Source organism: Brachybacterium sillae (genome assembly GCF_025028335.1).
In the GTDB taxonomy this organism is placed as follows: Bacteria; Actinomycetota; Actinomycetes; order Actinomycetales; family Dermabacteraceae; genus Brachybacterium; species Brachybacterium sillae.
In genome coordinates this window covers 1674961-1700737 of record NZ_JAFEUW010000001.1, presented here as the reverse complement: position 1 = coordinate 1700737, position 25777 = coordinate 1674961, and the positions used below count along the sequence as shown (strand labels likewise).

Here is a 25777-nt window from a genome sequence, read left to right as displayed (position 1 = left end):
GGTGTCAGGCCGGGTGGGCGGCGGTCGCCTCCAGCTCCAGCAGGAACCGCTTCGTCTCCAGACCCCCCAGGTAGCCGCCGAGGCCGCCGTCGGAGCGGACCACCCGGTGGCAGGGCATGACGATCGGCAGTGGGTTCGTGGCGCAGGCGGTGCCGACGGCGCGCACCGCGGCCGGGCGGCCGACGGCCTCGGCGAGCTGCCGGTACGTGACGGTCGTGCCGTACGGGATGGTCTGCAGCTGCGCCTGCACCTGGCCGCGGAACCCGCGCGACAGGGACCGATCCAACGGCACCTCGATGTCGCACCGCTCCCCGGCCACGTACTCGGCGAGTTGCCGGGCGGCGGTCTCGAGGTGTTGGCCCGCGGCGCCCGCACCCTCCCTGCCGCCCACGTCCTCAACCCCGAGCGTGCGGGCGACGGTGTCGAGCACCGCCGCGAAACCCTCTCCGTTGAATGCCACCCGCACCAGGCCTGTCGCGGTCGCCACCAACAGCAGCTCCCCCAGCGGGCTCGCGACATTGCGGTGTGCGAGGGCCGGGGCGTTCACCGGCGGCCTCCCCGGCCGGCCCCGCGGAATGCCACTCGCAGGCCCGCCTCGAGGGGCGGCAGCAGCCGGCGGCGCTGCCGCAGCCACGGCCCGAGGGCCTCCCGGTACGGGGTGCGTCCGGCCTCGGGCCCGAACAGCCGCCGCTCCACCTGCGCCGACGGCAGGTGCAGCGCGGCCGCGGTGGAGTCGAGGATCCGCAGCACGGTGGTGGCGGTGGCCCGGGCCGGGTCGCCGCCGCGGAGGTTCTCGCACAGCGCCCACGCATACTGGCCGAGCGCGTGCAGGTCGGGCACCCGGGCCGCCTGGTAGTCGGCCAGTGGACGGGCCGCCCCGGAGGCCAGATGCTCGGTGAGCACCGCGGCATCCTCCAGGCCCGCGTTGCCGCCCTCCCCCGTCGGCGGGATCACCCCGTGCGCGGCGTCTCCGACCAGCACCAGCCAGTCGTCGACCACCAGCTGAGGGCAGATCACCACCGCCCCGCCGAAAGACCGCTGCCGGGTGAAGGCCGCGAGGTCCTCACGGGTGAGCAGCGGCGCTGCCGCCGGGGCGTGCTCCCGCAGGTGCGCCGCAAGGGCATCGAGGGTCGCCGCGTCGGAGCGCTCGGTGAGGACCAGCTGCTCGCTGGGGTCGCCCTCGATCGCCGTCATCACCACGCACCACACGCCGTCACGCAGGGTCGCGGTGTAGATGCCCTTGCTGGTGAAGATGTGGTGATCCTCGGGGTGCATGCCGGGGGCGCTCGCCCCCGGGGCGGAGGTGGCGACACGGAACCGCACCCCCCAGTCGAGGGTCCGCGGCGGCGTCAGTACCCCGCGCTGCACGAGGGCGCTGCGGGCTGTCGAATGCACCCCATCGGCGGCGACCACCCGGGCGTCGGAGGCATCGAGGGTGGAGCGGCCCCCGTCCGTCCCCTCGAGGGTGAGGGTGCGGGTGGTGGGGTCGAGGTCGACCACGCGGGTGCCGAGGCGCACCGTGATCGCGGGGGTGGCCAGGGCCCGCTCCCACAGCATCGCCGTGAGCCCGGCGCGGGTGGTGGCGATCAGGGTGCCGCTGCGCAGGCGGGCCACCCGGCGGCGCCCGACGTGGATGCGGAAGTTCTCGACCACCTCCCCTCGGTGCGCAGCCGCGCCAGCAGGACGGGGTCGATGCGGCGGAGGGTCTCCTGGCCGCGGGGGTTCACTCCGATCGGGTAGCTGGAGGTGGGGTCGAGGTCCAGCTGCTCGGCGGCCTCGAGGATCGTGACGTCGTGGCCGCGGGCCGCCAGCAGCAGAGCACAGGCCAGGCCGCTCGGACCCGCCCCGAGGACGATCGTGCGGGCGGAGGTCATGGGCAGGGCCCCTCTCGTCGGCGGCGGGGTGTCGGCCCCGGGCGGTCCCGGGCCGCCCCGGCAGTCCCGCGAGCCTACGCGGCAGGGCTGGGGGTCGGCGGCGCATCCGCCCTGGCAATCCCCGGCCAGCCCCGGGTCCTCCCCGCCCCGATGCCTAGAGTGGCCGCACCAGCCCACCCACCTCGCGTGCGCCGCCGCACCGGCCCGCGCGCCCCGGAAGGACCCCGCATGAGCCGCTTCGCCGTCGACCCGGCCCACGCCATCGCTCCGTTCGTGCTCGGCCTCGACGTCGGTTCCGGCGGCACCCGCGCCGCCCTCTACGACGCCACCGGGCGGGAGGTCGCCGGGCACAGACACAAGGTGCCCCACGCCTTCACCACCGCCGCCGACGGCACCTCCACCCTCGACGCCGACCAGGTGTGCGAGGAGCTGCGCACCGCCATCGGCGCTGTGCTGGACGGCACCGAGGCTCCGGTCGCGGCGATCGGCATCGACACCTTCGCCTCCTCCCTGGTGGTGGTCGACGACACCGGACGCGCCCTCAGCCCCTGCATCACCTACGCCGACACCCGCTGCCGCGCCCACGTTGCGACGTTGCGCGCGCAGCTCGACGCCGCCGCGCTGCATCAGCGCACGGGTGCCCGGATCGCCGCCTCCTACCTGGCACCGCGCCTGCGGTGGCTGCGGGAGGACCAGCCGGACATCGCCCGGCGTGCCGCTCGGTTCATGGCCCTCGGGGAGTACGCGGCGCTGCGGCTGCTGGGTGAGCCAGCGCTCGGCACCGCCTCCGCGGCGTGGTCCGGGATGATCGACCGCCGCACCGGGGAGTACGTGCCGGAGCTGCTGCAGGCCACCGACACCGAGACCGCAGAGCTCGGCCGACCGCGCGACCCCTCCGACACCCTGCCGCTGGCCGACTCCCCCCTCGCCCGGGAGTTCCCGCAGCTCGTAGGCGCGATGTGGGTGCCGGTCGTCGGTGACGGCCTCACCGCGAACCTCGGCATCGGCGCCACCGGCCCCGACACGTGGGGGATCTCCACCGCCACCTCCGGGGCGATCCGCCGTCTGGTCGAGGGGAACGTGGACCGGCTGCCCGAGGGGCTGTGGGCATACCGGGTCGATCAGCGGCGCACTCTCGTCGGCTCCGCCATGAGCGATGCCGGACGGATGCTCGACTGGGCCGGTACGCGGCTGGCGATCCCGGAGGACATCGCCCACACCGACACCACTGCCCTGCTGTCGGCCCCGGTCAGCGACGCGACCCCGCTGGTGGTGCCGTTCCTCTCCGGGGAACGTGGCACCCGGTGGCGGGACGGTGCCCGCGCCGTCTTCGCCGGCATCAGCGCCTCCACCACCGCCGAGGACCTGCTGCGCGGCTCCCTCGAGGGCCTCGCCCTGTCGTACCTGCGGATCGCCGACCAGCTGGAGCTGGTGGGCGGGGCGCCGCAAAGGATCGTGCTGTCCGGGGGGATGACGGAGAATGTGCCGGCGTGGCTGCACCTCCTGGCCGACGCCCTGCAGAAACCCATCGACCACGTGGCGATCTCCCGCTCCACCATGCGGGGGGCAGCGCTGCTGGCGCTGGAGCAGGTGGCACCAGACGTCCCCATCGCCGAGGTGCCGGTGCGGGAGACCGTGGAACCGGTGGCCGCGCACGGCGAGTACTACCGGGAGCGGCTGGCCCGCTTCGAGGCACTGGCCGACGTCGCCTGACGGCAGGGACGGCTCGGCCTTCCCACTCACTCCGCCGCGTGGACCGCCCTCGCGAGCTCGTCGAGGTCGAGTCCGAGCTCCTCGCCACCGGTGAGGCCCACCAGGGCCCGCACCCGAGCGGCATCGTCCTGCCCCGCGTCCTTCACCGCGGCGGCGATCGCGTCGGCCTGCGGGTCGGAGACCTCCCCACCGGCGCGCACCCGCTGCGTGACCCAGGCGGTCCAGGCGGCCACCACCGCCACCTCCCCGGGGGCCGCCTCCGGCCCACCGGCCTCGGCGATCACCGGCAGGGTCCGCACCCGCAGCTTCGCCGAGCCGTCGGCCGCGATGCGCAGCAGCTGGTCGGCGAGGCGGGGGTTGGCGAAGCGCTCCACCAACGCGGAGGTGTACTCGGTGAGCTCCTGCTCCGGCAGCGGCAGGGTGGCGCGGGCCTCCGCCCACAGCGCCTCCACCCCGTCGCGCAGGGTGGGATCGGCGATCGCCTGATCGACCCGCTCGTGCCCGGCCAGCTGCCCGGCGTACGCCAGGTACGTGTGGGCGCCGTTGAGAAGGGGCAGCTTGCGTCGCTCGTGGATCTCGACGTCGTCGACCAGCTGCGCACCGGCCTTCTCCCACGCGGGCCGGGCACCACGGAAGCGGTCCTCGACCACCCACTCATGGAAGGGCTCGGTGACCACCGGGGTGGCATCGACAAGAGCCGTCTGGTCCCGTACCACCTGCGCGTCCGCCGGGGAGGCGGTCGGGGTGATGCGGTCGACCATGGTGGAGATGATGTCGACGTGCTGCTCGAACCAGCCACCGACCCCGTTCACGTCCCCGGCATCCCCGGCGAACTCCTCGAGGGCCTCCAGCACGGCGATCACCGACACGTCATCGCCGTCGGCGCCTCGCACGATCAGCCCGTACCGGCCGTCCTGCGCGGTGAGGGTCTGGGCCATGCGGGCGGAGCGGCCGGTGAACGCGACGACGCGCCAGGCGGGATCGGCGGCGGTGTACACCAGAGTGTGGGCGCGGGCGAAGTTGCCGATGCCCAGGTGCACCAGGCGGTGCTCCGCCGGGGTGCTCGGGGTCTGGTCGGTCACGCGGTCGCCTCCTGGTCACGGTCGAGGCGGAACACCTCGCGGGGGTGCTGCGGGGGTGCTGGACGGGCAGGGTGTCGGCGAGCGCGAGAGCGTCCTCCCTGCGCATCCGGTGCTCCGCCACCAGCCCGGCCAGGTGGTGGGCGTCGAGGCGGCGCGCCATGTCATGCCGCGCCGGGATGGAGCAGAACGCGCGGGTGTCGTCGATGAATCCGCTGGTCCGGGAGTAACCGATGGTCTCCGACACCGCCCGGCGGAACCGCAGGATCGCGTCGGGTGCATCGATGAACCACCACGGCGCCCCCGCGTACACCGACGGGTAGAACCCGGCCAGCGGTGCGATCTCCCGGGAGAAGACGGTCTCGTCGATGGTGAACAGCACCAGGCGGAACCCGTCGGACAGCCCGACGTCGTTGAGCACCGGGGCGAGGGCCTCCACGTACTCCACCCCCAGCGGGATGTCGGCGCCGACGTCTGCCCCGAAGCGCTCGAAGGTGCCGGTGTGGTGGTTGCGATGGGGGCGGCCGGGGTGGCAGCGGTTGCGCTGGCCGCGGCGTCGACGGGCGGGGCCCCGATCAGCCGGGCGATCGCCTCATCGCTCATCTCCGCGTGGGTGCCCAGCGCGATCAGCCCCGTCACCTGGGAGACTCGCCCCGCGAGGGCCCGGTGCACCGCGGGCAACACGCGGGGAAGCGGGACGGAGCGGGTGCCGTCGGGGATGATCACGCAGACGCTGCGGCCGTCGACGTCGGTGCCTGCCAGCTGCTCCGCGATGAACGCGTCGATCTGCTCGTCGCTCAGGGTCTGCTCGGGGCCACCGATGACCGCGGCGGATTCGGCCAGACCATCGGGGATCGGCAGGATCTGCGGGGCTGCGCTGCTCATGCGCCCACCCTAGGGGCGGCACTGCGCGGGGCGGGCGGGCTTGCCATGGGATGCCGATGGGGCGGTCCCGATCAGCGGCTGCACACCCCACCCGTGCGCGGCACCACCCGGGCATGCACTACACATGCCCCCTATGCTGATCGCATGACCACGCTGCAGATCCGCAACGTCCCGGAGTCCACCAGCCGCGCTCTCAAGGCCAAGGCGGCGCTGGCGGGGCGCTCGCTCAGCGATTACCTCCTCGCGGAGGTGACGCGCCTGGCCGAGCAGCCGAGCCAGGAAGAGGTGCTGGCTCGGATCGCTGCCCGCGCACAGGCCGATGTGCCTCCGGCCGCCGAGGTCCTGGCTGAGGCCCGCGCCGAGCGATGACCCTTGTCGTCGATGCCTCCGTGGTCGCGGAGGTCCTTCTCAACACCTCACGGAGTGGCCCCGCCCGCCGTCATCTCGCCGGGGAGCACCTGGTCGCCCCCTCACACCTGACTGCAGAGGTGACCTCAGTGGTCCGCGGGTGGATGCTCGGCGGGCATCTCCGCGAGGCGGACGGTGTCCGGGCGCTGCGCGAGTTCCCCCTCCTGGGTATCGATCTGGTCGACATGACACCCCGGCTCCCGGCTGTCCTCGCGCTGCGTCACAACCGTTCCGCGTATGACGCCCTTTATGTGGTCCTGGCTCGCGATCTGGAGTGCGCGCTGTTGACGCTGGACGCACGGGTGGTCCGCGCGGCACCGGACTGCGCCGTCACGCCGTGATCGGGCCCTGGCGACCACGGGGCCCCATAGCATCGTTGGCATGTCCTCCCCCGCTGCCGACGCCGGCGCCGATGCGGGGCGTGTGCAGCGGGTGCTCGATGCGCTCATCCCCGGATCGGTCGCGCTGCGCACCACGCGTGTCGACCGGGGAGGCCAGACGGCGCTGAAGGTCGACGTCGAGGTTCTGGTGACGGACCCTCCGCACCGCACCTGGGCGTCGATCCGCGACCTGCTCACCTCGGCCAGGGCGTCGGGGGTCATCCCCGACCGCACCGCCGAGCTCGCCCTCGACGTCTTCGGGCGCCTGGCGCAGGCCGAGGCCGCGGCCCATGGCGTCCCCGCCGAGCAGATCCATTTCCACGAGGTTGGGGCGCTGGATTCGATCGCCGATGTGGTGGGCGCCTGCGAGGCCTGGCGGCAGCTCAGGATCGACGGGCCGTCGGCAGCGTGGTGGCGGTGGGGTCCGGTCGGATCCGGGCGGCGCACGGGGACATCCCGGTGCCGGTCCCGGCGGTGGCGCGGCTCGCCGTGGGGTGGCCGACGGTCACCGGGGAACTGCTCCCGCCGCGCGGCCATGCGATCGGTGCGGAGGGGCACGGGCACGGGCACGATGGACGGCGGGTCCCGCCCGGTGTCGCCCCCGGCATCGGCGAACTCACCACCCCGACCGGGATGGCGCTCCTGCGCGCCCTCGCCGACCGCCCCGGCCCCCAGCCGGCGCTGCAGGTCGAGGCGATCGGCCTGGGAGCGGGTACCAAGGACACCCCCGGCCTGCCGAACGTGGTGCGGGTGTTCATCGGGCGGGCCTGGCAGGGACAGGGGGTCGGCGCCGCCCAGACCCCGGTCGACGCCGACGACACCCCGACCCGTGCAGTGCAGCTCGAGGCCAACGTCGATGACCTCGATCCCCGGTTGTGGCCCGGGGTGGTCGACAGCCTGCTGTCCGACGGCGCTCTGGATGCGTGGCTGACCCCGATCGTCATGAAGGGCGGGCGCCCCGCCGTCACCGTCCACGCGCTCGTCCGCACCGGGGACGCACCCTCCGCATCGGAGCGGATCATGGCACTGACCGGCAGCCTCGGCGTACGACGCCACGTGGTCGAGCGCAGCATCCGCACCCGCAGCTTCGAGGAGGTCGCACTGGAGGGACACCGGATCCGGGGGAAGGTCGCGCGCGACACCGACGGGGTGGTGCGGCGGAGGGAACCGGAGTTCCGGGACGTCGCCGCCGCGGCCCGCGCCCTGGGCATGACCGAACGGCAGGCCCTGGCGCAGGCGCGGGCCCTCTGCGAGGAGGACAGGTAGGGGCCGGCCCGAACGCCACCCGGGCCCGGTCCGCTCAGCCCTCCAGCACCGACTGCCCCAGGTATTCGCCCTCCTGACACCCCGGTGGGATCGCGACCACCGTGGATCCGACCGGGGTGGTCCACTGGTTCAGCAGATCCAGCTCCGCCAGACGCTGCTGGATCGGCAGGAACTGGGCGCGCAGGTCCGCCTGGAACGACAGGAACAGCAGCCCCGACTCCAGCTCTCCCTCGGGCCCCACGGTCTCCTCGTAGTTGTAGGGCCGCCGGAAGATCTCGTCGTGGCGGCTCTCATCCACGCCCCGTGCCCGCCGCATGTGCGAGAACTCGGGGATCCGCGCGAAGCCGTGCGGTGTGAGGGCCTCGAAGTCCGGGAGGTCCTGCTCGGCCCGGCCACCGAGCGGGGCACCGGTGTCGAGGTGTCGGCCGACGGCGTTCTCCCGGGCCACCCGGTCGACGGCGTCCCAGGTGTCGAGGTCCATGCGGATCCGCCGCAGCACCAGGCTGGTGCCGCCCGCGAATGGGCCGTCCGGAATCCAGACCACCCGGCGGAAGTGCTCACTGCCCAGCTGCGGGTTCGCCGACCCGTCGAGCTGACCGAACAGGTTCCGCTGCGTGGTGCCGCCCGGCTGCGTTCCCCGGGCCCGACGGAAACCGCGCTGCGTGAACCGGGCGGTGGTGAACGCGCGGGCGTCCTTGGCGAGCAGCCGCGCGGCATGGGCCACGACCAGCGGATCGTCGGCCGCCACCTGGATCAACAGGTCGGAACCGGTGTACCGGGGCTGGAGCTGATCGATCTGGAAGGCGGGCAGAGGGGCTAGCCAGTCGGGCGGCGTGCGGCCGGCGGCGGTCATCAGCCCGGGGCCGAAGCCGACGGTGACGGTGAGCCGGGCCGGTTCGCGGGTCATCTCCGGTTCGACATCGGCGAGTGCCGGCTCCCCCTGGGTGAGGCGGGCGGCGTCGTCGGTGAGCAGCCGCAGCAGCCGACGCAGCGCGGCCAGGTCCGTGCCGGGTCTCAGGTCGAGGCCCAGCAGGGTCGCGGCCGCCTGCGGCGCGGTCTCGATCCCGGCCTGGTGCTCACCGTGGAACGGCACGGTCTGGTCGCCGAACAGCGGGGTGTCGGCCGGGGCGGCTGCGGCCTCGGGGGCTGCGGGGTCGGCCGATGCGGTGGCGGTCGGGGTGCCCGGCGCAGCAGCCGTCGGGCCACCCCCGCGTTGCGTACTCAGGGCCCACGCCCCGCCGACTCCGGCGGCACCCAGGGTGGCGGCGCCGGCCCCGAGGGCGCCGGCGCGCAGCACGCGTCGGCGTCCGGGGTCGGCGGGGGCGGCGTCCCGTCCGTCCGGGGAGGACATCAGTGCCCGCCCCCGTCGCTCGCGTAGGACTCGTTGGCCCCGGCGAACTCCTTGGCGACAGCCTCCAGCGCCACCGTGGAGCCGTCGGCGAACCGTAGCGTGATGGTGATGCTCTCCCCCGGCGGGACGGGGCGGGTGAGCCCCATGAGCATGATGTGGTCGCCGCCGGGGGCGAGCTCGAGGGCGGCACCGGGCTCGATCGGGAAGCCGCCCTCCTTCTGGTTCATGCTCATGCCGCCGCTGCCGTCGGGGGCGGTCTCGTGCAGTTCGACGCGGGAGGCGGCGTCGGACTCCGCGGCCACCAGGGTGATCGTCGCGTCGCCGGTGTTGACGATCCGGGCGAACACGCCGGTCATGCCGGTTTCGGCGGCCTTCGCCCAGGCGTCGTGGATCTCGACGGGGGCATCACCGGCGGCGCCGCCGTCGGACGGGGCTGAGGTGGCGGTGGCGGCCTCCGCGGCGGAGGTGCCGGTGGAGGACGCGGGGGTGTCGTCAGCGGCGCAGGCCGCGAGGGCCAACACGGCAGCTCCGGTGAACCCGGCCAGGAGTCGACGACGACCCGGCTGGGGGCCGCCGAGACGCGGGCGGACCTCCCGGGCATCCGCACTGGTGGTGGGGGTCGCGGAGCTGGGGGTAGGGGCAGGGGTGATGTTCATGGGTGACCTCGGGTGATGTGAGGGTGAGCGGGACCGTGGGGTGGGGTCGCCATCCCGTCATGCTGGGTGTGCGGACGTCGTCACGCGGGGTGCGTGGACGCCCTCACCCGCGGTGTCTCGACCGCCCGACCTGGTCAGGGGGCTGACGGCAGTGGGAGGCGTCCCTGCCCGCTCGGTGGTCCGCGCCACCGCATCACACACAACACAGGGCGCCGCAGGATCCGGCGCGCCCGCATCGGGGGCCGGTCCCGCAGGTGCGGCCCGACGGGCACCGCGGGGTCAGTGGGCCGGGCGGGCAGGAGACGGTCGGCCACGCACCGGGCGAGCTCCAGGCACCGGTGCAGCAGGGATTCACCGTGGTGCAGCAGCAGTCCCGTGACCAGAGCGAGAGCAAGGTGGGTGAGGACCATCGGCCCGGGCACGTCACCGGTCACTGCACCGTGAGCGACGTGGGCGTGTGCTGCACTCCCGCCGGCATGCTCGGCGGTGCCCACGTGCTCGGCGGCAGAGGTGCCCGCGTGCGCAGCGAAGAGGTGATGAAAGGCCAGATGCCCCGCCAGCACTGCTGCCACCAGGCGCGCGGGCCCGAGCCTCACCCCCACCAGGAGAAGGCACACGACCGCGGTCACCAGACCGGTGCGGACGATCACCGTGGCGTCGGGCATCGGCGCACCACCCAGCATGTGCGCGGACACCGCTCCCGCGGTGATCACCGACGCCGCCGGGATGGCGCGCAGCAGACGCCAGCGCGCCTCCCTCAGGAACACGCCCCCAATCTCCCCCTGCCGCACCGCAGTCCCCTCCGGTGAACGTCCCCCGGGAGTCGCAGGTCACAGCGTGCCTGGCCGACCCCCACCGGGGATCACCGCCCGGCGGCCGGCCGAGCCCGCGGACGCGACGGTTCCGCCGGTCACGAGGCGTGTGGCGAGCGAGGCCGAGACGACGGCGACCGGCCGGGTCGCAGGACCCGGCCGGTCGACATCGTGGGCCGCGACACCCCCGGCGGGGTGCGGTGTCACGCCGCGGGGCGCACCCCGCAGACTCCAGGGTGCTCCGGGCCGATCAGCAGAGTGGAGCGTCAGCAGGAGGCAGGGGTGAAGGTCAGCGTCGCCTGACCGAAGTACGGATCCCCGGCGTGCACCGCCTCGGAGCCGCCCAGCGGGAGGGCTGAGATGACGATGCCACCGGCCGCTCCCGGAGCGATGGCCTCGTTCCACACGAAGGTGATCTCGGTGTCGGTGATGGTGACCGCCGGCTGCGCCAGGTCGGAGGTCATCAGAGACGCGTTCGGACCGTCGAAGCGGGCGTACAGGGCGTTGCCGAGGTAGTTGTCGACCCGGGGTTCGGACCACGTCGGGTCGATCGGGATGGTCAGCTTCGCCCCCGGCTCCGCGCCGTCCAGGAAGCCGAGCACCGGCCGCCAGTACACGCGGGAACCGTCGATGACGTAGTGCTGCAGCTTCCCGTTGACGGGATCGTCCGGGGATTTCAGCGAGCCCGTGTAGTTGGCGTTGGAGTAGTCGGGGGTGTCGAGGTCGATCGTCGCGCCGAAGGTGTGGGTGACCGCACCGCACGCGGGCGAGGTGGGATCCGTCGGGTCGGTCGGGTTCGTGGGGGTGCCGCCGCCTCCGCTGCCGGGCGGAGTCGTGGAATCGCCACCCGTCGACGCGGCCAGAGCCGGTGCGGTCACGGCGACCGCAGCGGAGGGCACCGTCCACGAGGCGGTCTTCAACAGGTTGCGGCGCGAGGCGACCGAACGCGACACAGTCATGACTATCTCCCTGAGAGCTCACGGCGCTGGTCGCGCCGACATCGCGTACCCCGGGGCGCCCACCTGCGTCCCGTTCGCACGAGTGTCTGAAATATATCTGACTGTCGCGCGAATCACCTACCCGTCGGGAACATCGGGACTGCGTGGCTCCCCCGTGATCCCCGTCAGGACCGCCCACCCGGGAGACAAGCCGACGGTGGGGGCGGCGACCCGCCGCACGCCCCGGAATGCGCGACCCTGGGTGGGAGCCACGACACGTGGCCCCGGAGGAGGGAGCCGTACCCGGCGAGCGACAAGACGGCCACAGGAGGCTGTCATGTCCTGGATCGTTCTCGTGCTCTCGGGTGCCCTGGAAGCCGTGTGGGCCACTGCCCTCGGCCGCTCCGAAGGGTTCACCCGACTCATCCCGTCACTGGTCTTCGCGGTCGCGTCGGTGCTCAGCATGTGGGGGCTGGCCTGGGCCATGCGTGACCTGCCCACCGGCACCGCCTATGCCGTGTGGGTCGGGATCGGTGCGACACTCACGGTGCTGGTCGGCATCGTCACCGGCACGGAGCCCGTGAGCCTCGCGAAGGTTGTGTTCCTGGCGATGATCGTGGGCGGGGTGATCGGGCTGAAGCTCGTGGGGTGAGGGTCGCGGATACCTCCACCCACACCCCCATGATGTGCCACCTCCGCGAGGTGCCACCTCCGTTCCACACACGGGAACAGACACGGCACATCGCGGGAACGGGTCCACATGCGGTTCGACGTGTCCATCCGACCGGTCCGACACCCCGCCTGAGCGGGCACCCCGGCCGCTCGGAACGCCCCTCTGGTCGCCCAGGGTCGCGCCACACACCCGGCGTGACCCGCATTTCCCCTGACCCGGCGGTCCGTCAAGCCCGGGGTGTGGGGACCTGTCCCCATCGACCCCGGCGCCAGGGCATCCCTAGCGTGGCAGCGCCGCCGGACACCGGGAGACCGGGCACCGGGACGACCGATCGCGCCGGGCGCTCCGGGTCCGCGGCCGACCCACCCATCGACACAGCAGCGAGACCCTCTCGAGGGAAGGATGATCATGTCCCCCGATGCTCGGCGCGACCATCACACCTCACGCCGCGGCCTGCTGCGGGTCGCTGCCGTCACCGGCGCCGTCGGCAGCGGACTGCTCCTGCCCGGGGCCGCCCACGCCGATCTCACGCTCGTCCAGGTGCAGCGCGCCGCGGGCGTCACCGCCGATGGCCTCTACGGTGATGCGACCCGCAGCGCGGTGCTCGCCTATCAGCGTCGCCACGGTCTGCCCGCCGACGGTCGCGCCGGCGCCACCACTCGCCGCCACATGGGTGTCACCCGCATCGGGGAGAACCCGGGCAGCGGTACTCCGAGCCCGATCCTCGTGGACGCCTGGGATCGACCGATCTCCCGCGCCAAGGCTGTCGCTCGCGCCAAGTACTGGCTGACCGCCCACAACGGCGGCCCTGTGCCCTACTCGATGGAGAAGTACTTCCGCGGCCCCCACGCGCACGGTGGCCAGAAGGTCGCACGAGGCGTCGCCCCGGCGCCGATGAGCTCGACATCCCCCACCGGTGCGGCCCTGGTGCGCGGCCTCGCCAACACGGCGGGCCCGCAGCCCGCGATGACCCAGCTGGCCCACGGGATCGACACCGGCACTGAGGAAACCCCGGGCCGACCAGACGTAGTGCGCGTGGTGATCGGGGACCCAGTCGGCCATCCCACCGGTTCACCACGCGACGGCATCCATGACACCCCCGCCTCCGCCGTGCCGATCGAGGTAAAGAGGACGACCTGGATCTGCACCTGCGGCCGGGGGTGGCCGATGGTCTCCTGGGCCACGGCGCAATGTACGAGTGGCTCACGCGGATCGTGTTGGAGCACGGCCGGCCTGCTGTGACGGTGCACGCCCTCATCAGTCGACGCCGCCGACGAGCTCGTCGATCTGCTCATGCGCACCACGGGAACGCCCGGTGTGCGGCTGCATGCCGTGGAGCGCCGCCTCCGCACCCGCTCCTTCGAACACGTCAAGGTGCACGGTCAGCGGATCGCGGTGTAGGTTGCCCGCGACGACAACGGCATGATTGCGCGTGGGAGCCCGAGTTCTGAGACGTGTCCGCTGCGGCCCGCGTCGTGGGTATCACGGAACGGGAGATGCTTCAGGTTGCGCGCACCGCGACCTCGGCCCACCACTGACCACCCGGAACTGACGCGCTGCCAGCGCGTTCGGCACGATCACCTGATGGATCCGCTGCCCCGCCGGATACTGGGCAGGGACCTCCGCCACTCCCCGAGAGGAATCATTTCCGCCATGTCCGACACCATCAGCCTCGCGATCGACAAGGCCCTCGCGGCCCCCAACGGCCGCCACGCCGAGATCCTCGTGAACGACGGCCCGCTGCGGCAGACGGTCATCGCCCTGAAGAAGGGCGTGCGCCTGGCCGAGCACAACTCCCCGCCTGCGGCGTCGATCCAGGTGATCCGCGGGGTGCTCCAGGTCTCCGGCGAGGACGAGGTGGTGATCCAGGAGGGTCACGTGGAGGCCCTCACCCATCAGCGCCACGCGGTGGAGGCGCTGGAGGACACCGTGTTCCTTCTGACCACCGTCACCAGCATCCCTGGCCGGACCAGCCACACCGGCCAAATACCGGTGGTGGACCCCGAGCTGTGAGGCACCCGGCGGTACCGCCGGATCACGCCCGGGGGGCCGGTCCCACGGGCCAGCGCTGCACTATCCGATCCCGGAGCCGACGGTCGCGCACCTCGAGCATGGCCCCTACCACTGCCACCAGCACCAGCAGGCCGATCCCGGCCAGCATGATCCAGGGTCCCGACTGCCCGAGCGCCAGCAGGGAGTGCGACGCCGTAGAGTAGGAGGACCAGTCCGGGGAATCGGCCACCAGGGCGATGAACCACAGCGACCATCCGAACCCAACATCGCACCGGCGATGACCGCAAGCATGCCCAGAAACTGCAGCGGGCCGTCCTCCATCAGCGCCCGCAGCTGTAACAGAGGCGAGCGGGCCACGCCCACGCACGCCACCGTCAGCTCCAGGCTGAGCATGGCGACCCCCGCGGCGAGAGCGAACCCCAGGGGGCAGATCGACCGATCTCCCGCACCTGGCGCACGGATTGCTCCGACCTGGTGTCGCTGGCGTGGGGCCTGAGCATGTCCCACAGCACCTCGACGCTGCACCCCTCTCAGGGTTACGGCGTCGTCACCCCCATCACGAAGTCGCAGCTGAAGCCAGGCGACATCCTGCTGATCCCCAAGTGGGACAACGGGAAGGACTTCGGCCACGTGGCGATCTTCGAGAAGTGGGCCGACGCCGCGCATCCGGATGCCGGTCGGAACACCGGATGGCCCGCCCGATGCAGTGCATCGGGCGGGCCGCTCCGGTCGTGGTTCAGGCGTTCACACCCGTCAGGCGCTCGCGCCGTCCTTCTTGGCGATCCGCAGCCAGGTGTCCACCACGGTGTCGGGGTTCAGCGACATGCTTTCGATGCCCTGCTCCACCAGCCACTCGGCGAGGTCCGGGTGGTCCGAGGGACCCTGGCCGCAGATGCCGACGTACTTGCCGGCGCTGCGGCAGGCCTCGATGGCGCGGGTGAGCATGAACTGCACCGCGGGGTCGCGCTCGTCGAAGCGGTCCGCCACCAGGGAGGAGTCGCGGTCCAGGCCCAGGGTCAGCTGGGTCATGTCGTTGGAGCCGATGGAGAAGCCGTCGAAGTGCTCCAGGAACAGCTCCGGGGTGGCGGCGTTCGAGGGCAGCTCGCACATCATCACGACCTGCAGGTCGTTCTCACCGCGGCGCAGGCCGTGCTGGGCCAGCAGCTCGATCACGCCCTTCGCCTCGGCGGCGGTGCGCACGAACGGGATCATGATCTTGATGTTCGTCAGGCCCATCTCGTCGCGCACGTACTTCAGGGCCTCGCACTCCATGGCGAAGCACTCGGCGAAGTCAGCCGAGAGGTACCGCGAGGCGCCGCGGTAGCCGAGCATCGGGTTCTCCTCCTCCGGCTCGTACATCGGGCCGGCGATGAGGTTCGCGTACTCGTTGGACTTGAAGTCGCTCATGCGCACGATCACCGGGTTCGGCGCGAAGGCCGCGGCGATGGTGGCCACGCCCTCGGCGACGCGCCGCACGAAGTACTCGCGCGGGGAGGCGTAGGCGGAGATCATGCCGCGGATCTGCTCGGCCAGCTGCGGGTCCGTCTGCTCTACCTGGTCGAGCTCCAGCAGCGCCTTGGGGTGGATGCCGATCTGCCGGTTGATGATGAACTCGAGACGGGCCAGGCCGACACCGCTGTTGGGGGTGCGGGAGAAGGCGAAGGCCTGCTCCGGGTTGCCCACGTTCATCATGATCTTCACGGGGATCTCGGGCATGGAGTCCACCTCGGTGGAGCTCACGGTGAAGTCGAGCTTCCCGGAGTACACGTAGCCGGTGTCGCCCTCGGCGCAGGAGACGGTGACCTCCTGGCCCTCGGTGAGCTCCTTGGTGGCCACGCCGGTGCCGACCACCGCGGGGATGCCGAGCTCGCGGGAGATGATCGCGGCGTGGCTGGTGCGGCCACCACGGTTGGTGACGATCGCCGCGGCGCGCTTCATGATCGGCTCCCAGTCGGGGTCGGTGGTGTCGGCCACCAGCACGTCCCCGGCCTGGAACTCGTGCATCTGGTCGAGCGAGGTCAGCACGCGCACGGTGCCGGCGCCGATCTTCTGGCCGATGGCGCGGCCCTCGATGAGCACCTCGCCCTTCTCCTCCAGGCGGAACTTCTCCACGGCGCCGCCGCGGCGGGACTGCACGGTCTCCGGGCGGGCCTGGAGGATGTACACCTGGCCGTCGGCGCCGTCGAGGCCCCACTCGATGTCCATCGGGCGGCCGTAGTGCTTCTCGATGGTGAGGGCCTGGCGGGCGAGGGCCTCGACCTGCTCGTCGGTGATCGACAGCTTCACCTGCTCGGCGGGGTCGACGTCGACGAACTCGGTGGTGCGGCCGACGGTGCGGTCCTCGGTGTAGACCATCTTGGTGGCCTTGGCGCCGACGGAGCGGCGCAGGATCGAGGGGCGGCCCTCTTCCAGGGCGGGCTTGTAGACGTAGAACTCGTCGGGGTTCACGGCGCCCTGCACCACGCCCTCACCGAGGCCGTAGGCGCTGGTGATGAACACGGCCTTGTCGAACCCGGATTCGGTGTCGACGGTGAACATGACGCCGGAGGCGCCGATGTCGGAGCGCACCATCTTCTGCACCCCGGCTGACAGCGCCACGGCGCCGTGGTCGAAGGAGTGGTGGACGCGGTAGGCGATCGCGCGGTCGTTGTAGAGGGAGGCGAAGACCTCACGCACGGCGTGCAGCACGGCGTCGATGCCGCGCACGTTGAGGAAGGTCTCCTGCTGGCCGGCGAAGGAGGCGTCGGGCAGGTCCTCGGCGGTGGCGGAGGAGCGCACCGCGAAGGAGGCCTCCTCGCCGGACCCGGCGGCGAGCTGCTCGTAGGCGGCGCGGATGTCCTGTTCGAGGTCGGCCGGGAACGGCTGGCCGACGACGAGGTCGCGGATCTCCTTGCCGGCGGCGGCGAGCGCGACGGTGTCGTCGGTGTCGAGGTCGCGCAGGCGCTCGTCGATGCGCTCCGCGAGGCCCGTATCCCCGAGGAAGCGGCGGTAGGCGTCGGCGGTGGTGGCGAAGCCGTCGGGCACGCTCACGCCGAGCTGCGCGAGGTTGCCGATGAGCTCACCGAGGGAGGCGTTCTTGCCGCCCACCTGCTCGAGGTCGGACATGCCGAGCTCGGAGTACCAGCGGATGTTGTCGGTCATGACGGGTCCTTCCGGAAGCGGTTCGGCGCGGGGCCGAGATGAGGGAGTGACGGGCGAGAGGTCTGGGGTGCCGCGTTCAGCGCGGCGGCAGGGGCATGGCCTGCAGGATGATCGTGGCCATCTCCTCCACCGACTTGCTGGAGGAGTCGACGAAGGGGACGTTGTGCGCCTGGTACAGCGCCCGTGCCCGGTTCAGCTCCCACGTGGTCTGCTGCAGCGACGCGTAGCGCGACCCGGGACGGCGCTCGTTGCGCACCTCGCTGAGGCGCTGCGGGGAGGTGAGCAGACCGAAGCAGCGCTTCTCCATGCCGCGCAGCGGGCGGGGCAGGTCGGGGCTGTCGAAGTCCTCATCGACCAGGGGATAGTTCGCGACGAACACGCCGTGCTGCAGCGCCAGGTACATGCTGGTCGGCGTCTTACCGCAGCGGGACGGGGCGATGAGGATGATGTCGGCCTTCTCCAGGGCGCGCAGGGACTGGCCGTCGTCGTGTTCGATGGCGAACTCGACCGCGGCCATGCGCTGGTTGTAGCGGCGGGAGTTGCCGACGCCGTGCAGACGGGCGGGGGCGTGGTCGCCGGCGCGGCCCAGCTGCTGTTCCATCTGCTGCAGGTGGGAGCCGACGAAGTCGATGATCGGGGCCCGGGAGGTCTGCAGCAGCGTGCGCACGGACTCGTCGACGGCGGTCATGAACACCACCGGCTGCACCGGCCCGTCCATGGCGCGGTCCAGCAGGGTGACGACCCGGCGGGCCTCCTCGAGGGTGGTGATGAACGGGATCAGGTGCCGTTCGAAGGCGATGTCGGGGAACTGCAGCAGCAGGGCGTTGCCCATGGTCTCGGCACTGATGCCGGTGGAGTCCGACAGGAAGTAGACGGGCACCGCGTCCTGGGCGCGATCAGCCCGGTCGTCCGACGCACCCCGAGCCTGGGGGGCGGTCGCCGCGGCATCGGTCGCCGGAGCATCACCGGTCCCCCGTGCAGGATCCGTCATCGGGTCCTCCTCCCTGCGCGAGCGGCCGCGCAGCACTCCATCGTGTCGGGGACAACGCTACTCGGCGGGTCCGACATCCGCCTGGACGGGAGGTCCCCGGGCGTCCATCATTCCGGGCGATCGACGTTGCGGTGCTCAGGCCTGCCCGGAACGGGGTGCGGGCGGGCAGATCTGCGCACAGCGGTGCGCGTGGATGTGACCGGTCCGGCGGCGCTCCTGGCGCGAGTGGAGGGATCACCGAGCGGCCGAGGGCCGAGGATACCCCCGGCCGGGGACGACGGCTCGACTGCGCCGCCGACGGACGCCTCCCCGCGGCTCAGTCGTCGAGGTTCTCGCGCAGGAATCCGGCGACGGCATCGAGCACGACCTCGTCGATGCCGTGTCCCATCAGCGGCCGACGGACTTCGCGGGTGCGCAGGTGAGCCTGCATCCATTCCCGCACCAGCTGCTCACGCTCGGGCGGGAACCAGGGGTCGCGACCACCGTGGCCCCACAGGGCGGGCACCTGGGCGCGGGCGAGCTCGGCATCGCGGGGGTCGGTGGAGAGCGCGTCGGCGGCGGATCCGTCCGTCGCCGACCCGTCCGACGCCGACCCGTCGGCCCGCTCCAGCAGCGGCCCGACGGCGAGGCCCGGCAGCAGCGGGCCGCCGCTGAGCTGCACCACCCATTCCAGGGCATGGGGGTTGCGGCGCAGCAGCTCGAGCGCCAGCATCGCCCCCTGGGAGAAGCCGATGGCCCCGACCACGCGCTGCGACTGGGCGGCGATCCACCGCTCCACGGCGGCCGCGGAATCGGCGAGCAGACCGGCGTCGGCGAGGTTCTCATCCAGCCAGGCGAAGCCGGGGCCGTAGGCGAGGACCCCGCGCAGGGAGGCATAGCCGTAGTGGGCGGGGAGGTATGGGGTGAGGCCGGCGAGGTCGCCCTCGTGGCTGCCGAGCCCGTGCAGCAGAAGCACCAGCGGGCGGGGGTCCTCCGCGGGGGCGGAGCGCACGACGGCGGCGTCGTCGATCTCGCTGCCGAGGCGCGTGACCGACGACGCCCGCGGGGACGCGGGGGTGGGATGCTCGGAGGTGCTCATGCCTCGACCCTAGGGCGTGACGGTCGGGGAACCGGGGTGCGCCGTGGGTGTGCGTCGAGGTGCGGCACGTCCGGCCCTGATCGTAGGCACGCGGGAGGGGCCGACCGGGTGCATCGGCGCGGCGTGTCGCGGCCGGGTGCGGGCCCCGCGGGTCAGGTGCCGCAGAAGGTCATGAACCCCGCATCGTCGGGGCCGGGGGCCGCGAGCTGCGCCCGCAGGCCGGGGCCCTGCTCCTCCGCGGGGGCACCGCCGGCCGCCGGGTCGGCACTCCCCTCGCGATCGGGGCCGGAGCGGGTCACCGGGGTGGTCGGCTCCCGCACGGCCTGCACGATCTCCTCCACGGGGCCGAGGTCTCCCAGCTGGGCGGCCCGCAGCGCGGACTCCAGCACCAGGTTCCGGGGGATCACCACGGGCGCGGTGCGGCGCGCGGTTTCGTGGGCCTCCTGCACACGCTGGGGGTCGGCGGCGGATTCCAGGGCGCTGCGGCGCTGTTGCCAGGCGGCCCACGCGGTGGCATCGGCCGCTGCAGCTGCGGCCGGGACCCCGAGGACGTCGGGAGCCTCCGAATCGGCCGCGCCTGCGGCTCCCGGCATGCGTCCTTCGGCGAGCGCCCGCAGCGTCGCGGTGTGGTCGAGGCGCTGTGCGGCCATGAGGTCGAGCGCATCGGCGGCGAGGTCCCGGGCCTGCTCCTCCGGCACTCCCCCGGGGCCGAGCGGCAGGCCCAGGTGGCGGGCTGCGGTGGAGGTCCAGGCGTCGCGGTAGTGGTCCGGGAAGGCGTCGAGCTCCGCGCGTGCGAGCTCCAGGGCCCGGTCGGCCGACGGATGGAGCACCGGCAGCAGGGCCTCCGCCAGCCGTGCCAGGTTCCACTGCGCGACACCGGGCTGGCGGCCATAGGCGTAGCGGCCACCGGTGTCGATCGAACTGAACACCGCGAGCGGATCGTGGCGGTCGAGGAAGGCGCAGGGCCCGAAGTCGATGGCCTCCCCGGAGAGGGTCATGTTGTCGGTGTTCATCACGCCGTGCACGAAACCGAGAAGCATCCACTGCGCGACGAGGTGCGCGTGCGCGCGGGAGGCGTGACGCAACAGCAGGAGCGCATCGGACGCGGAGTCACCCCCGTCAGCGTTCGCAGTGCCGCCCAGGTCACCGCTCGGGCCGCCCGCTGCGACCTCCCCCAGCCCGTGCCGCTGCACCGCGTAGGCGGCGAGGCGAGCGGTCAGGTCCGGGCCGTGGTGCCACGCCGCGTACTGCACGGTGCCGAAGCGCAGGTGGCTCGCGGCCACCCGCACCTGGATACCCCCGGGCTCCGGCACCGGCCCGCGCCGACGGATGCCCTCGCCGGTGGCGAGGACGGCGAGGGTGCGGGTTGCGGGCACGCCGAGCGCCTGCAGGGTCTCGCCAATCACGAGCTCCCGGAGCATCGCCGTCAGCGGCGCCCGGCCGTCGGAGCCGGGGCGGGACAGCGGGGTGAGGCCGGTGCCCTTCGTCTGCAGATCGACGAGGCGGCCGTCGGGGGTGCGCAGCTCCCCCAGCAGCAGCGCGCGACCGTCGCCCATGTGCGGGTTGGGGGTGCCGAACTGGTGGCCGGCATAGCGCAGAGCGAGGGTGCCGCCGGCGCGTCCGGTGAGCAGGCGCAGACCCTCGGGGCTGCGCAGGAGGTCCGGGTCGAGGCCGAGCTCGGTGGCGAGAGGTTCGTTGAGGGCCACCAGGCGGGGTGCGGGGAACTGCTGGCCCTGCGCGGGGACGACGAGCTCCGGGAGGGCGCCGGCGAGGGTGCGCTCGAGCGGGGGAGATCGGGGGCGGTCGCGGTCGGCTGGGGCTCGGGGACCATCCCGCGAGGGTAGCGGGGTGCGTCGGGCGGGGGCTGATGGAGCAGGCTCTGCCCGAGGCCGACCACAAGGTCGGCCTGGCCTCCGTGCACTGCTTCGGCGCAGTACAGCTGCGCCTGGCCTGGCTGTTCATGCCCTCCGTGAAGCGCCCTGGCCCGGGGGACTGAAGCATCCCGGGTTTGGTGGAGGCTCGGTTAGTTGGTTCCGGCCTCGATGAGGGCGCGGTTGTCAGGGTAGTGGGTGGCCCAGTAGGTGGCCTCGTACTCGGCGGGCGGGACGTGGCCGAGCTCGCCGTGCAGGCGCCGGTGGTTGTACCAGTCGACGTACTCAGCGACGGCGATCTCGACGTCGCTGATGGACTTCCAGCCGCCCTGACGCATGACCGGGTTGCGCACGCACTCGGCCTTGAACAGCGAGTTCAGCGCCTCCGCCATCGCGTTGTCATACGAATCGCCGCGGGACCCCACCGAGGCGACAGCCTCGGCCTCGGCGAGCCGCTCGGTGTAGCGAACCGCGCGGTATTGCACGCCCCTGTCGGAGTGGTGGACCAGACCGGTGACGTCCTGCCCGGCGCGGCGCCTGGCCCACAGACCCATGTCCAGGGCGTCCAGGGCCAGGTCGGTGCGCAGCGAGGTCGAGACTTGCCAGCCGACGATCATCCGGGAGAAGACGTCCAGGACGAACGCGGCGTAGACCCACCCGGAGTAGGTGCGGATGTAGGTCAGATCCGCCACCCACAGCTGGTTCGGTGCCTCGGCGACGAACCGCCGCTCGACCAAGTCGGCCGGCCGTGGCGTCTCGGCGCCCTCGCTCAGGGTGGTGCGGCGGGTCTTCTCCCGCGCGATCCCGCGCAACCCGTGAGCGCGCATGAGCCGCTCAACGGTGCACCGGGCCACGGCGATGCCCTTGCGGACCAGCTCGGCGTGGACCTTCCGAGCCCCGTAGACGCCCAGGTTGTCGGTGTGCACGGTCTTGATCTCCTCGATCAGCTCAGCGTCCCGCACGGCGCGCGCCGACGGGAGACGGTTCTTCGCGGCGTAGTAGGTGCTCGGGGCGATCTGCACGCCGGCGTCCTTGAGCACGGCGCAGATCGGCTCGACCCCGAGCCGGCGACCCTCAACGACCCGATCGCGGTGGGTGTCGATGTACTCGACCACCACCTCGGTCGGCACTTCGCGGGCTACTTGATCTTGCGGTCGAGCTCCGCGGCCGCGAAAAAAGCCGCGGACGTCTTCAGGATCTCGTTCGCCCGCCGCAGCTCGCGGACCTCGCGCTCGAGCTGGGCGATCCGCGTCGCGTCATCCGTCGTCGTGCCGGGCCGGACCCCACCATCGATCTCGGCCTGGCGGACCCAGGTCCGCAACGCCTCGGGATGAATCCCAAGCTGATCGGCGATCCGCTTGATCGCTCCCGTGGCCGTCGCAGGGTCCTTCCGCGCGTCCATCGCCATCCGCGTCGCGCGGTCCCTCAACTCCTCGCTGTACTTCCGCGGTGCTGCCATGACTCTCATCCTTCCGTGGAATGAGAGCCTCCATCAGACCCGGGCGATTCAGACATCTCCCGCCACCGGCGCCGTGGACGGCGTCGTCGCGACACCGGCACAGCTACAGGTGTTCGGTTTCCGACACCGAAAGGGCATGCCATGCACGGCGACACCCCGACCCACGACCATGACTACCCCGCCGCGGGCGTGAAGATCCTGTCCCGCGTCAAGTAGTTGGCAGGATTTCCTTGGTTTTGAATGTCGGGGTGGTGGGGTCGGTCAGGCCCAGGTGCACCTCCTTGGGCCGGTTCCATGAGATGGCCTCGTGGGGCCGGAGCTCGTTGTACTCGATCCGGTAGTCCTCGGCCCGCTCGGCGAGCACGATCGCGTCGTCAATCTCGTCCAGGTAGAGCCGTTCGTACTTCAGCGTGCCGAAGCCGCGTTCACGGGACCCGTTCTGCCCCGGGGTCTTCACTCGGGTGCGCACGTGGTGTAGCTCGGGGTGGGCGGCGATGAAGGACTCGAAGCGGAAGGACCGGAACGGCCCGCCGTTGTCCGTCACGATGGTCACCACGGGCAACAGCTCACCGGTCTCGGGATCGACCGGGCAGGCCTCGACCAGCGGGTGACCGAACATGGCCTCGTAGTCGGCCAGGGCCAACTCGATCGCGTCGATCGCGTCGTGCTGGTTCCCGGTGGGCGAAACGTGGAAGGGGTGCTCGTACTTGGACCAGTAGTCCCGGCACCCGGCCAGCCGCCAGGTCCCTCCGGTGGTGGTCTCGAACTCGCTGAAGTCCAGCTGCCAGACTTGGTTCGGGCCTGAGGGCTCGGTGGCGAACCCCGGCCTTGCGCCGCTCGGCCAGCTTCCGTCGCTCCCGTTGGTACTGCGCGGGCAGAATCAGCCCCTCGTCGCGCAGGATCCGCAGCACGGTCGCCTCGGAAACCACATGCCCGTCGTGGCGGACCATTGCCCAGATCTTCCGATGCCCCCACGCCGGATGGGCCAGCGCGTGCTTGACCACCAGTTCCCTGGCGGCCTGCCGTGCCGGTTGCGGCCACGGTCCCTTCACCGCCGTCCCGGTGCGGGCCTTGGCCTGCCAGCGGCGCCAGGTCCGCTCGGGCATGTCGAAGAGCTGGCAGAACCTCGCGGTCGACATGCCCGCTTCCACGCGGATCACCTCGAGGTCCTCGAAGGGCCCAGCCGGCCCTCCGCGGACTTCTTCCACACCCTGGCTTCCAGGTGTGCCTCGCCCAAGGCCTGGGTCAGCTCGGCGACCTCGGCCTCCAGCTGTTCCTCTCGGGAGGATGGTCCGGACCTGCCGGCCACCAGGGCGGTCTTGCCGGCTTCCAGGAACTCGGCCTTCCACCGTCCGATGGACTGCTCACTGACTTTCTCCTTGCGTGCCGCTTCGGCGATGGACATCTCGCCGGCCAGCACGCTCAGCACTATCCGGGACTTCTTCTCCGCCGGAATCGAGGGTGGTCTACCCATGTCTGACTCTCCTTCAGGACCTACATAACGGCCCTGCCACTAAGTCTGACGCGCGACATGACAGATCCTGCAGTCCGAGACGGTGCGGCTCTGCGGAGACAACCCGGAAAGGGGGCGGGCATGGCGCCGCATGGTTCGACCAATGAGATCGCGCGGCACCTGCTCGAGGCCAACGAGGATCGGCTGGCGGCGCTCGCCCCGGTGCTCATGGACCGGGTGGCCGAGGAGATTGGCCTGCCGGCGCCACCGATCGACCACAAGTGGCCGGCCGACGTCATCGAGGCCACCCGCGAGTTCCTCGTCTGTGTCGCGACCGATGACATGGAGCGGCTGGGGGCGAGCGGTGGGATCTTCGAGCGGATCGGGCTGGAGTCGGCCCGCGGTGGGGTCGAGGCCGAGGCACTCTACGACTTCATCCGCATGGCTGCGCGCCTGGCCCAGGCGGAGGTCCACCGAGCGGTCCTGCTCGCTCCCCAGCACCTCGACCCCGAGGCCGTCCTCGGGCTGCCGGTCGCTGCGGACGAACTGGCCACCACCCTTCGCCCGGTCATGGCCGACGTCGACTGCATCGTCGGGCCTGCCGTGCCGATCACCGAGTTTCCCGGCTCCCTCGCGATGGGGCAGCGGCTCAGCGCCCTTCGGGCCGTCGCCCACTCGGGGCCGACCTTCGTCGACGACTCCCTGCTCGAGCTCGTCTGCGTGGCCGACCCGGTCGCCGTGCGGGCCCTGCGGCGCAAGTACTTCGGAGAGCTCGACCGGCTGCCGAGGACCAGCGTGCGGTGCTCGTCGAGACGCTCCGCCAGTGGTTGCTCCAGTGGGGCAACCGGCCGGGGATCGCCCAGGCCCTCACGGTTCACCCGCAGACCGTGAGCGGTCGTCTGCACCGGTTACGTGACCTGCTCGCCGACGATCTTGAGGGCGCCGTCGTCAGGGCCGAGCTGCTCGTGCTGCTCACGGCCGAAGGGGTCGCCTGATCGGCGACCCCTTCTGTGCTCTCCATGTCAGGAGAGTGACTACCCCGGGGACCTCCCCGGTCCGAGGTGTGAGTTGGTCAGTAGTCGTAAGAGCTGGGCGTGCGGTTGGTCATCCACTTGTTGTGCGGCTCGATGATCTTCCACTTCGCCTCGGGGTAGCTGATCGCCTTGATGTGAGCCTTGAACTTCGCCTTCTCCTTGGTGACACCGGTCTTGGTCTTGGTCTTGGCGTAGAGGTTCCACTGGTTGCTGAAGCCCGGCCGCTGCCCCGCGAAGGGGAGGGTGATGGTCACGACGTTGCCGGACCCCGTCGCGGTGCCCGGGCCGCTGTACGTGAACGCCCCCGTGTACACCGACGGGTCAAGGGTGACCGTGATCTTGATGTCGTAGGGGTAGGGCTGGTTCATGTCCGCGATGCAGTCCTGGTGGTTGTTCGGCGAGTACCGAACCGTGCCGCTGATCTGGTCGCGGTGGTTGTTGATCGGCTGGCGGCCGTTGGACGACCACATGTCGAAGACGTAGCAGTCCTTCTTGTGGGATGAGGCGAGCGCGGGGGCCGAGACGGCCAGGGCGACGGTCGGGGCCGACCAAGCGATGCCCTTGGCGACGGTTCGGCGGGAGACGGCAGAGGGACTGGTCACGAGGTGCTCCTGTAGGCAATCGGTTGGGTTGCACCCTACCAAACGGATGCCGTTGATCATCACATACGGCTCTTCAGAGTTGAGTGTGGGTGCGCCGGTG

The 25777-nt window shown here is 72.0% G+C and carries 27 protein-coding genes, 4 pseudogenes and 1 riboswitch; of the genes and pseudogenes, 11 read left to right on the top strand and 20 right to left on the bottom strand.

All coding sequences use genetic code 11. The features are described from left to right. Positions 1-4: 4 nt before the first annotated feature. The 3 genes from JSY14_RS07810 to JSY14_RS07800 are packed head-to-tail and all read right to left on the bottom strand — an operon-like array spanning position 5 to position 1874. Positions 5-547 carry a methylated-DNA--[protein]-cysteine S-methyltransferase gene (locus tag JSY14_RS07810; RefSeq protein ID WP_259558190.1) on the bottom strand — a complete coding sequence of 181 codons (543 nt, stop codon included), beginning with the start codon at positions 545-547 and terminating at the stop codon, positions 5-7. Then, positions 544-1653, bottom strand: coding sequence for an FAD-dependent oxidoreductase (locus tag JSY14_RS07805; protein WP_259558189.1), 1110 nt, complete (start codon positions 1651-1653; stop codon positions 544-546). Before JSY14_RS07805 ends, JSY14_RS07810 begins: the two co-directional genes overlap by 4 nt. Continuing rightward, the gene (locus JSY14_RS07800) at positions 1587-1874 is read right to left on the bottom strand and encodes an FAD-dependent oxidoreductase (protein ID WP_259558188.1); all 288 of its coding nucleotides are present in this window, start codon (positions 1872-1874) and stop codon (positions 1587-1589) included. Before JSY14_RS07800 ends, JSY14_RS07805 begins: the two co-directional genes overlap by 67 nt. A gap of 228 nt (positions 1875-2102) precedes the next feature. Here JSY14_RS07800 and JSY14_RS07795 point away from each other — a divergent pair, with 228 nt between their 5' ends. Next, entirely contained in the window at positions 2103-3587 is a 1485-nt protein-coding gene (locus JSY14_RS07795) for a gluconokinase (protein WP_259558187.1), read from the top strand. Between the two features lie 26 nt (positions 3588-3613). Here JSY14_RS07795 and JSY14_RS07790 read toward each other — a convergent pair whose 3' ends face one another. The 3 genes and pseudogenes from JSY14_RS07790 to JSY14_RS07780 all read right to left on the bottom strand — a co-directional run. Then, positions 3614-4669 (bottom strand): mannitol dehydrogenase family protein, encoded by a 1056-nt coding sequence (locus JSY14_RS07790; RefSeq protein ID WP_259558186.1) that lies wholly within the window; start codon positions 4667-4669, stop codon positions 3614-3616. Between the two features lie 49 nt (positions 4670-4718). Continuing rightward, positions 4719-5198, bottom strand: a pseudogene (locus tag JSY14_RS07785) (glucuronate isomerase); the annotation flags it as partial. 47 nt (positions 5199-5245) lie between these two features. Further along, positions 5246-5551 (bottom strand): annotated as a pseudogene (locus JSY14_RS07780) (lactate racemase domain-containing protein); the annotation flags it as partial. 144 nt (positions 5552-5695) lie between these two features. Here JSY14_RS07780 and JSY14_RS07775 point away from each other — a divergent pair. The 3 genes and pseudogenes from JSY14_RS07775 to larC all read left to right on the top strand — a co-directional run bounded on the left by JSY14_RS07775 (position 5696) and on the right by larC (position 7605). Further along, positions 5696-5920: a FitA-like ribbon-helix-helix domain-containing protein gene (locus JSY14_RS07775; RefSeq protein WP_259558185.1), complete on the top strand. Its 225-nt coding sequence runs from the start codon at positions 5696-5698 to the stop codon at positions 5918-5920. Continuing rightward, positions 5917-6300, top strand: coding sequence for a type II toxin-antitoxin system VapC family toxin (locus tag JSY14_RS07770; protein ID WP_259558184.1), 384 nt, complete (start codon positions 5917-5919; stop codon positions 6298-6300). The genes JSY14_RS07775 and JSY14_RS07770 overlap by 4 nt, the downstream gene beginning before the upstream one ends. A 40-nt stretch (positions 6301-6340) precedes the next feature. Next, positions 6341-7605: pseudogene (larC, locus tag JSY14_RS07760) on the top strand (nickel pincer cofactor biosynthesis protein LarC). 34 nt (positions 7606-7639) lie between these two features. Here the strand turns inward: larC and JSY14_RS07755 are convergent. From JSY14_RS07755 to JSY14_RS07740, 4 genes are all read right to left on the bottom strand, one after another. Next, complete coding sequence (locus JSY14_RS07755) at positions 7640-8956, bottom strand: Dyp-type peroxidase (protein ID WP_259558182.1); 1317 nt, start codon at positions 8954-8956, stop codon at positions 7640-7642. After that, positions 8956-9612 carry a copper chaperone PCu(A)C gene (locus JSY14_RS07750; protein ID WP_259558181.1) on the bottom strand — a complete coding sequence of 219 codons (657 nt, stop codon included), beginning with the start codon at positions 9610-9612 and terminating at the stop codon, positions 8956-8958. The genes JSY14_RS07755 and JSY14_RS07750 overlap by 1 nt, the downstream gene beginning before the upstream one ends. Before the next feature lie 134 nt (positions 9613-9746). Further along, on the bottom strand, positions 9747-10379 hold the full coding sequence (locus tag JSY14_RS07745; protein ID WP_259558180.1) for a hypothetical protein: 633 nt from the start codon (positions 10377-10379) through the stop codon (positions 9747-9749). 311 nt (positions 10380-10690) lie between these two features. Next, entirely contained in the window at positions 10691-11383 is a 693-nt protein-coding gene (locus JSY14_RS07740) for a hypothetical protein (RefSeq protein ID WP_259558178.1), read from the bottom strand. A gap of 242 nt (positions 11384-11625) precedes the next feature. After that, positions 11626-11689: riboswitch (guanidine-III (ykkC-III) riboswitch) on the top strand. Positions 11690-11699: 10 nt separating this feature from the next. On the opposite strand from JSY14_RS07740, the gene JSY14_RS07735 reads away from it, so the two are divergent. From JSY14_RS07735 to JSY14_RS07720, 4 genes are all read left to right on the top strand, one after another. After that, positions 11700-12014, top strand: a complete 315-nt coding sequence (locus tag JSY14_RS07735) for a DMT family transporter (RefSeq protein ID WP_259558177.1) — start codon at positions 11700-11702, stop codon at positions 12012-12014. Between the two features lie 429 nt (positions 12015-12443). Next, positions 12444-13277, top strand: coding sequence for a peptidoglycan-binding domain-containing protein (locus JSY14_RS07730; RefSeq protein ID WP_259558175.1), 834 nt, complete (start codon positions 12444-12446; stop codon positions 13275-13277). Positions 13278-13328: 51 nt separating this feature from the next. Further along, on the top strand, positions 13329-13436 hold the full coding sequence (locus tag JSY14_RS12560) for a hypothetical protein (RefSeq protein WP_432803626.1): 108 nt from the start codon (positions 13329-13331) through the stop codon (positions 13434-13436). 252 nt (positions 13437-13688) lie between these two features. After that, entirely contained in the window at positions 13689-14048 is a 360-nt protein-coding gene (locus JSY14_RS07720) for a cupin domain-containing protein (RefSeq protein WP_259558173.1), read from the top strand. 22 nt (positions 14049-14070) lie between these two features. Here JSY14_RS07720 and JSY14_RS07715 read toward each other — a convergent pair whose 3' ends face one another. The 5 genes and pseudogenes from JSY14_RS07715 to JSY14_RS07695 form a co-directional block, all read right to left on the bottom strand. Beyond that, entirely contained in the window at positions 14071-14277 is a 207-nt protein-coding gene (locus JSY14_RS07715) for a hypothetical protein (protein WP_259558172.1), read from the bottom strand. Positions 14278-14801: 524 nt separating this feature from the next. After that, positions 14802-17189, bottom strand: a complete 2388-nt coding sequence (gene ppsA / locus JSY14_RS07710) for a phosphoenolpyruvate synthase (RefSeq protein WP_259558171.1) — start codon at positions 17187-17189, stop codon at positions 14802-14804. 76 nt (positions 17190-17265) lie between these two features. After that, positions 17266-18180, bottom strand: coding sequence for a pyruvate, water dikinase regulatory protein (locus JSY14_RS07705; protein ID WP_259558170.1), 915 nt, complete (start codon positions 18178-18180; stop codon positions 17266-17268). A 316-nt stretch (positions 18181-18496) separates the two neighbouring features. Continuing rightward, entirely contained in the window at positions 18497-19258 is a 762-nt protein-coding gene (locus JSY14_RS07700) for an alpha/beta hydrolase (RefSeq protein ID WP_259558169.1), read from the bottom strand. A gap of 152 nt (positions 19259-19410) precedes the next feature. Continuing rightward, positions 19411-20985: pseudogene (locus JSY14_RS07695) on the bottom strand (protein adenylyltransferase SelO family protein); the annotation flags it as partial. Between the two features lie 140 nt (positions 20986-21125). Between JSY14_RS07695 and JSY14_RS07690 the strand changes: the two are divergent. Then, complete coding sequence (locus tag JSY14_RS07690) at positions 21126-21254, top strand: hypothetical protein (RefSeq protein WP_259558168.1); 129 nt, start codon at positions 21126-21128, stop codon at positions 21252-21254. 27 nt (positions 21255-21281) lie between these two features. Here JSY14_RS07690 and JSY14_RS07685 read toward each other — a convergent pair. The 4 genes from JSY14_RS07685 to JSY14_RS07670 form a co-directional block, all read right to left on the bottom strand. Further along, positions 21282-22588, bottom strand: a protein-coding gene (locus JSY14_RS07685; RefSeq protein WP_259558154.1) for an IS3 family transposase whose coding sequence is annotated in 2 segments (ribosomal slippage) — positions 21282-22297 and positions 22297-22588 — 1308 coding nt in all. Because the reading frame shifts where the segments join, the coding sequence is not laid out codon by codon here. A gap of 208 nt (positions 22589-22796) precedes the next feature. After that, positions 22797-23231: an integrase core domain-containing protein gene (locus JSY14_RS07680; protein ID WP_259558167.1), complete on the bottom strand. Its 435-nt coding sequence runs from the start codon at positions 23229-23231 to the stop codon at positions 22797-22799. Continuing rightward, positions 23155-23694, bottom strand: a complete 540-nt coding sequence (locus JSY14_RS07675) for an IS3 family transposase (protein ID WP_259559629.1) — start codon at positions 23692-23694, stop codon at positions 23155-23157. Before JSY14_RS07675 ends, JSY14_RS07680 begins: the two co-directional genes overlap by 77 nt. 50 nt (positions 23695-23744) lie before the next feature. Beyond that, on the bottom strand, positions 23745-24062 hold the full coding sequence (locus JSY14_RS07670; protein ID WP_259558166.1) for a transposase: 318 nt from the start codon (positions 24060-24062) through the stop codon (positions 23745-23747). A 120-nt stretch (positions 24063-24182) separates the two neighbouring features. Between JSY14_RS07670 and JSY14_RS07665 the strand changes: the two genes are divergently transcribed. Continuing rightward, positions 24183-24932, top strand: a complete 750-nt coding sequence (locus JSY14_RS07665; protein ID WP_259558165.1) for a hypothetical protein — start codon at positions 24183-24185, stop codon at positions 24930-24932. Continuing rightward, positions 24842-25036, top strand: coding sequence for a helix-turn-helix domain-containing protein (locus JSY14_RS07660; protein ID WP_259558164.1), 195 nt, complete (start codon positions 24842-24844; stop codon positions 25034-25036). Before JSY14_RS07665 ends, JSY14_RS07660 begins: the two co-directional genes overlap by 91 nt. A gap of 77 nt (positions 25037-25113) precedes the next feature. On the opposite strand, the gene JSY14_RS07655 is transcribed toward JSY14_RS07660, so the two are convergent. After that, positions 25114-25677: a hypothetical protein gene (locus JSY14_RS07655; RefSeq protein WP_259558163.1), complete on the bottom strand. Its 564-nt coding sequence runs from the start codon at positions 25675-25677 to the stop codon at positions 25114-25116. Positions 25678-25777: the final 100 nt, after the last annotated feature.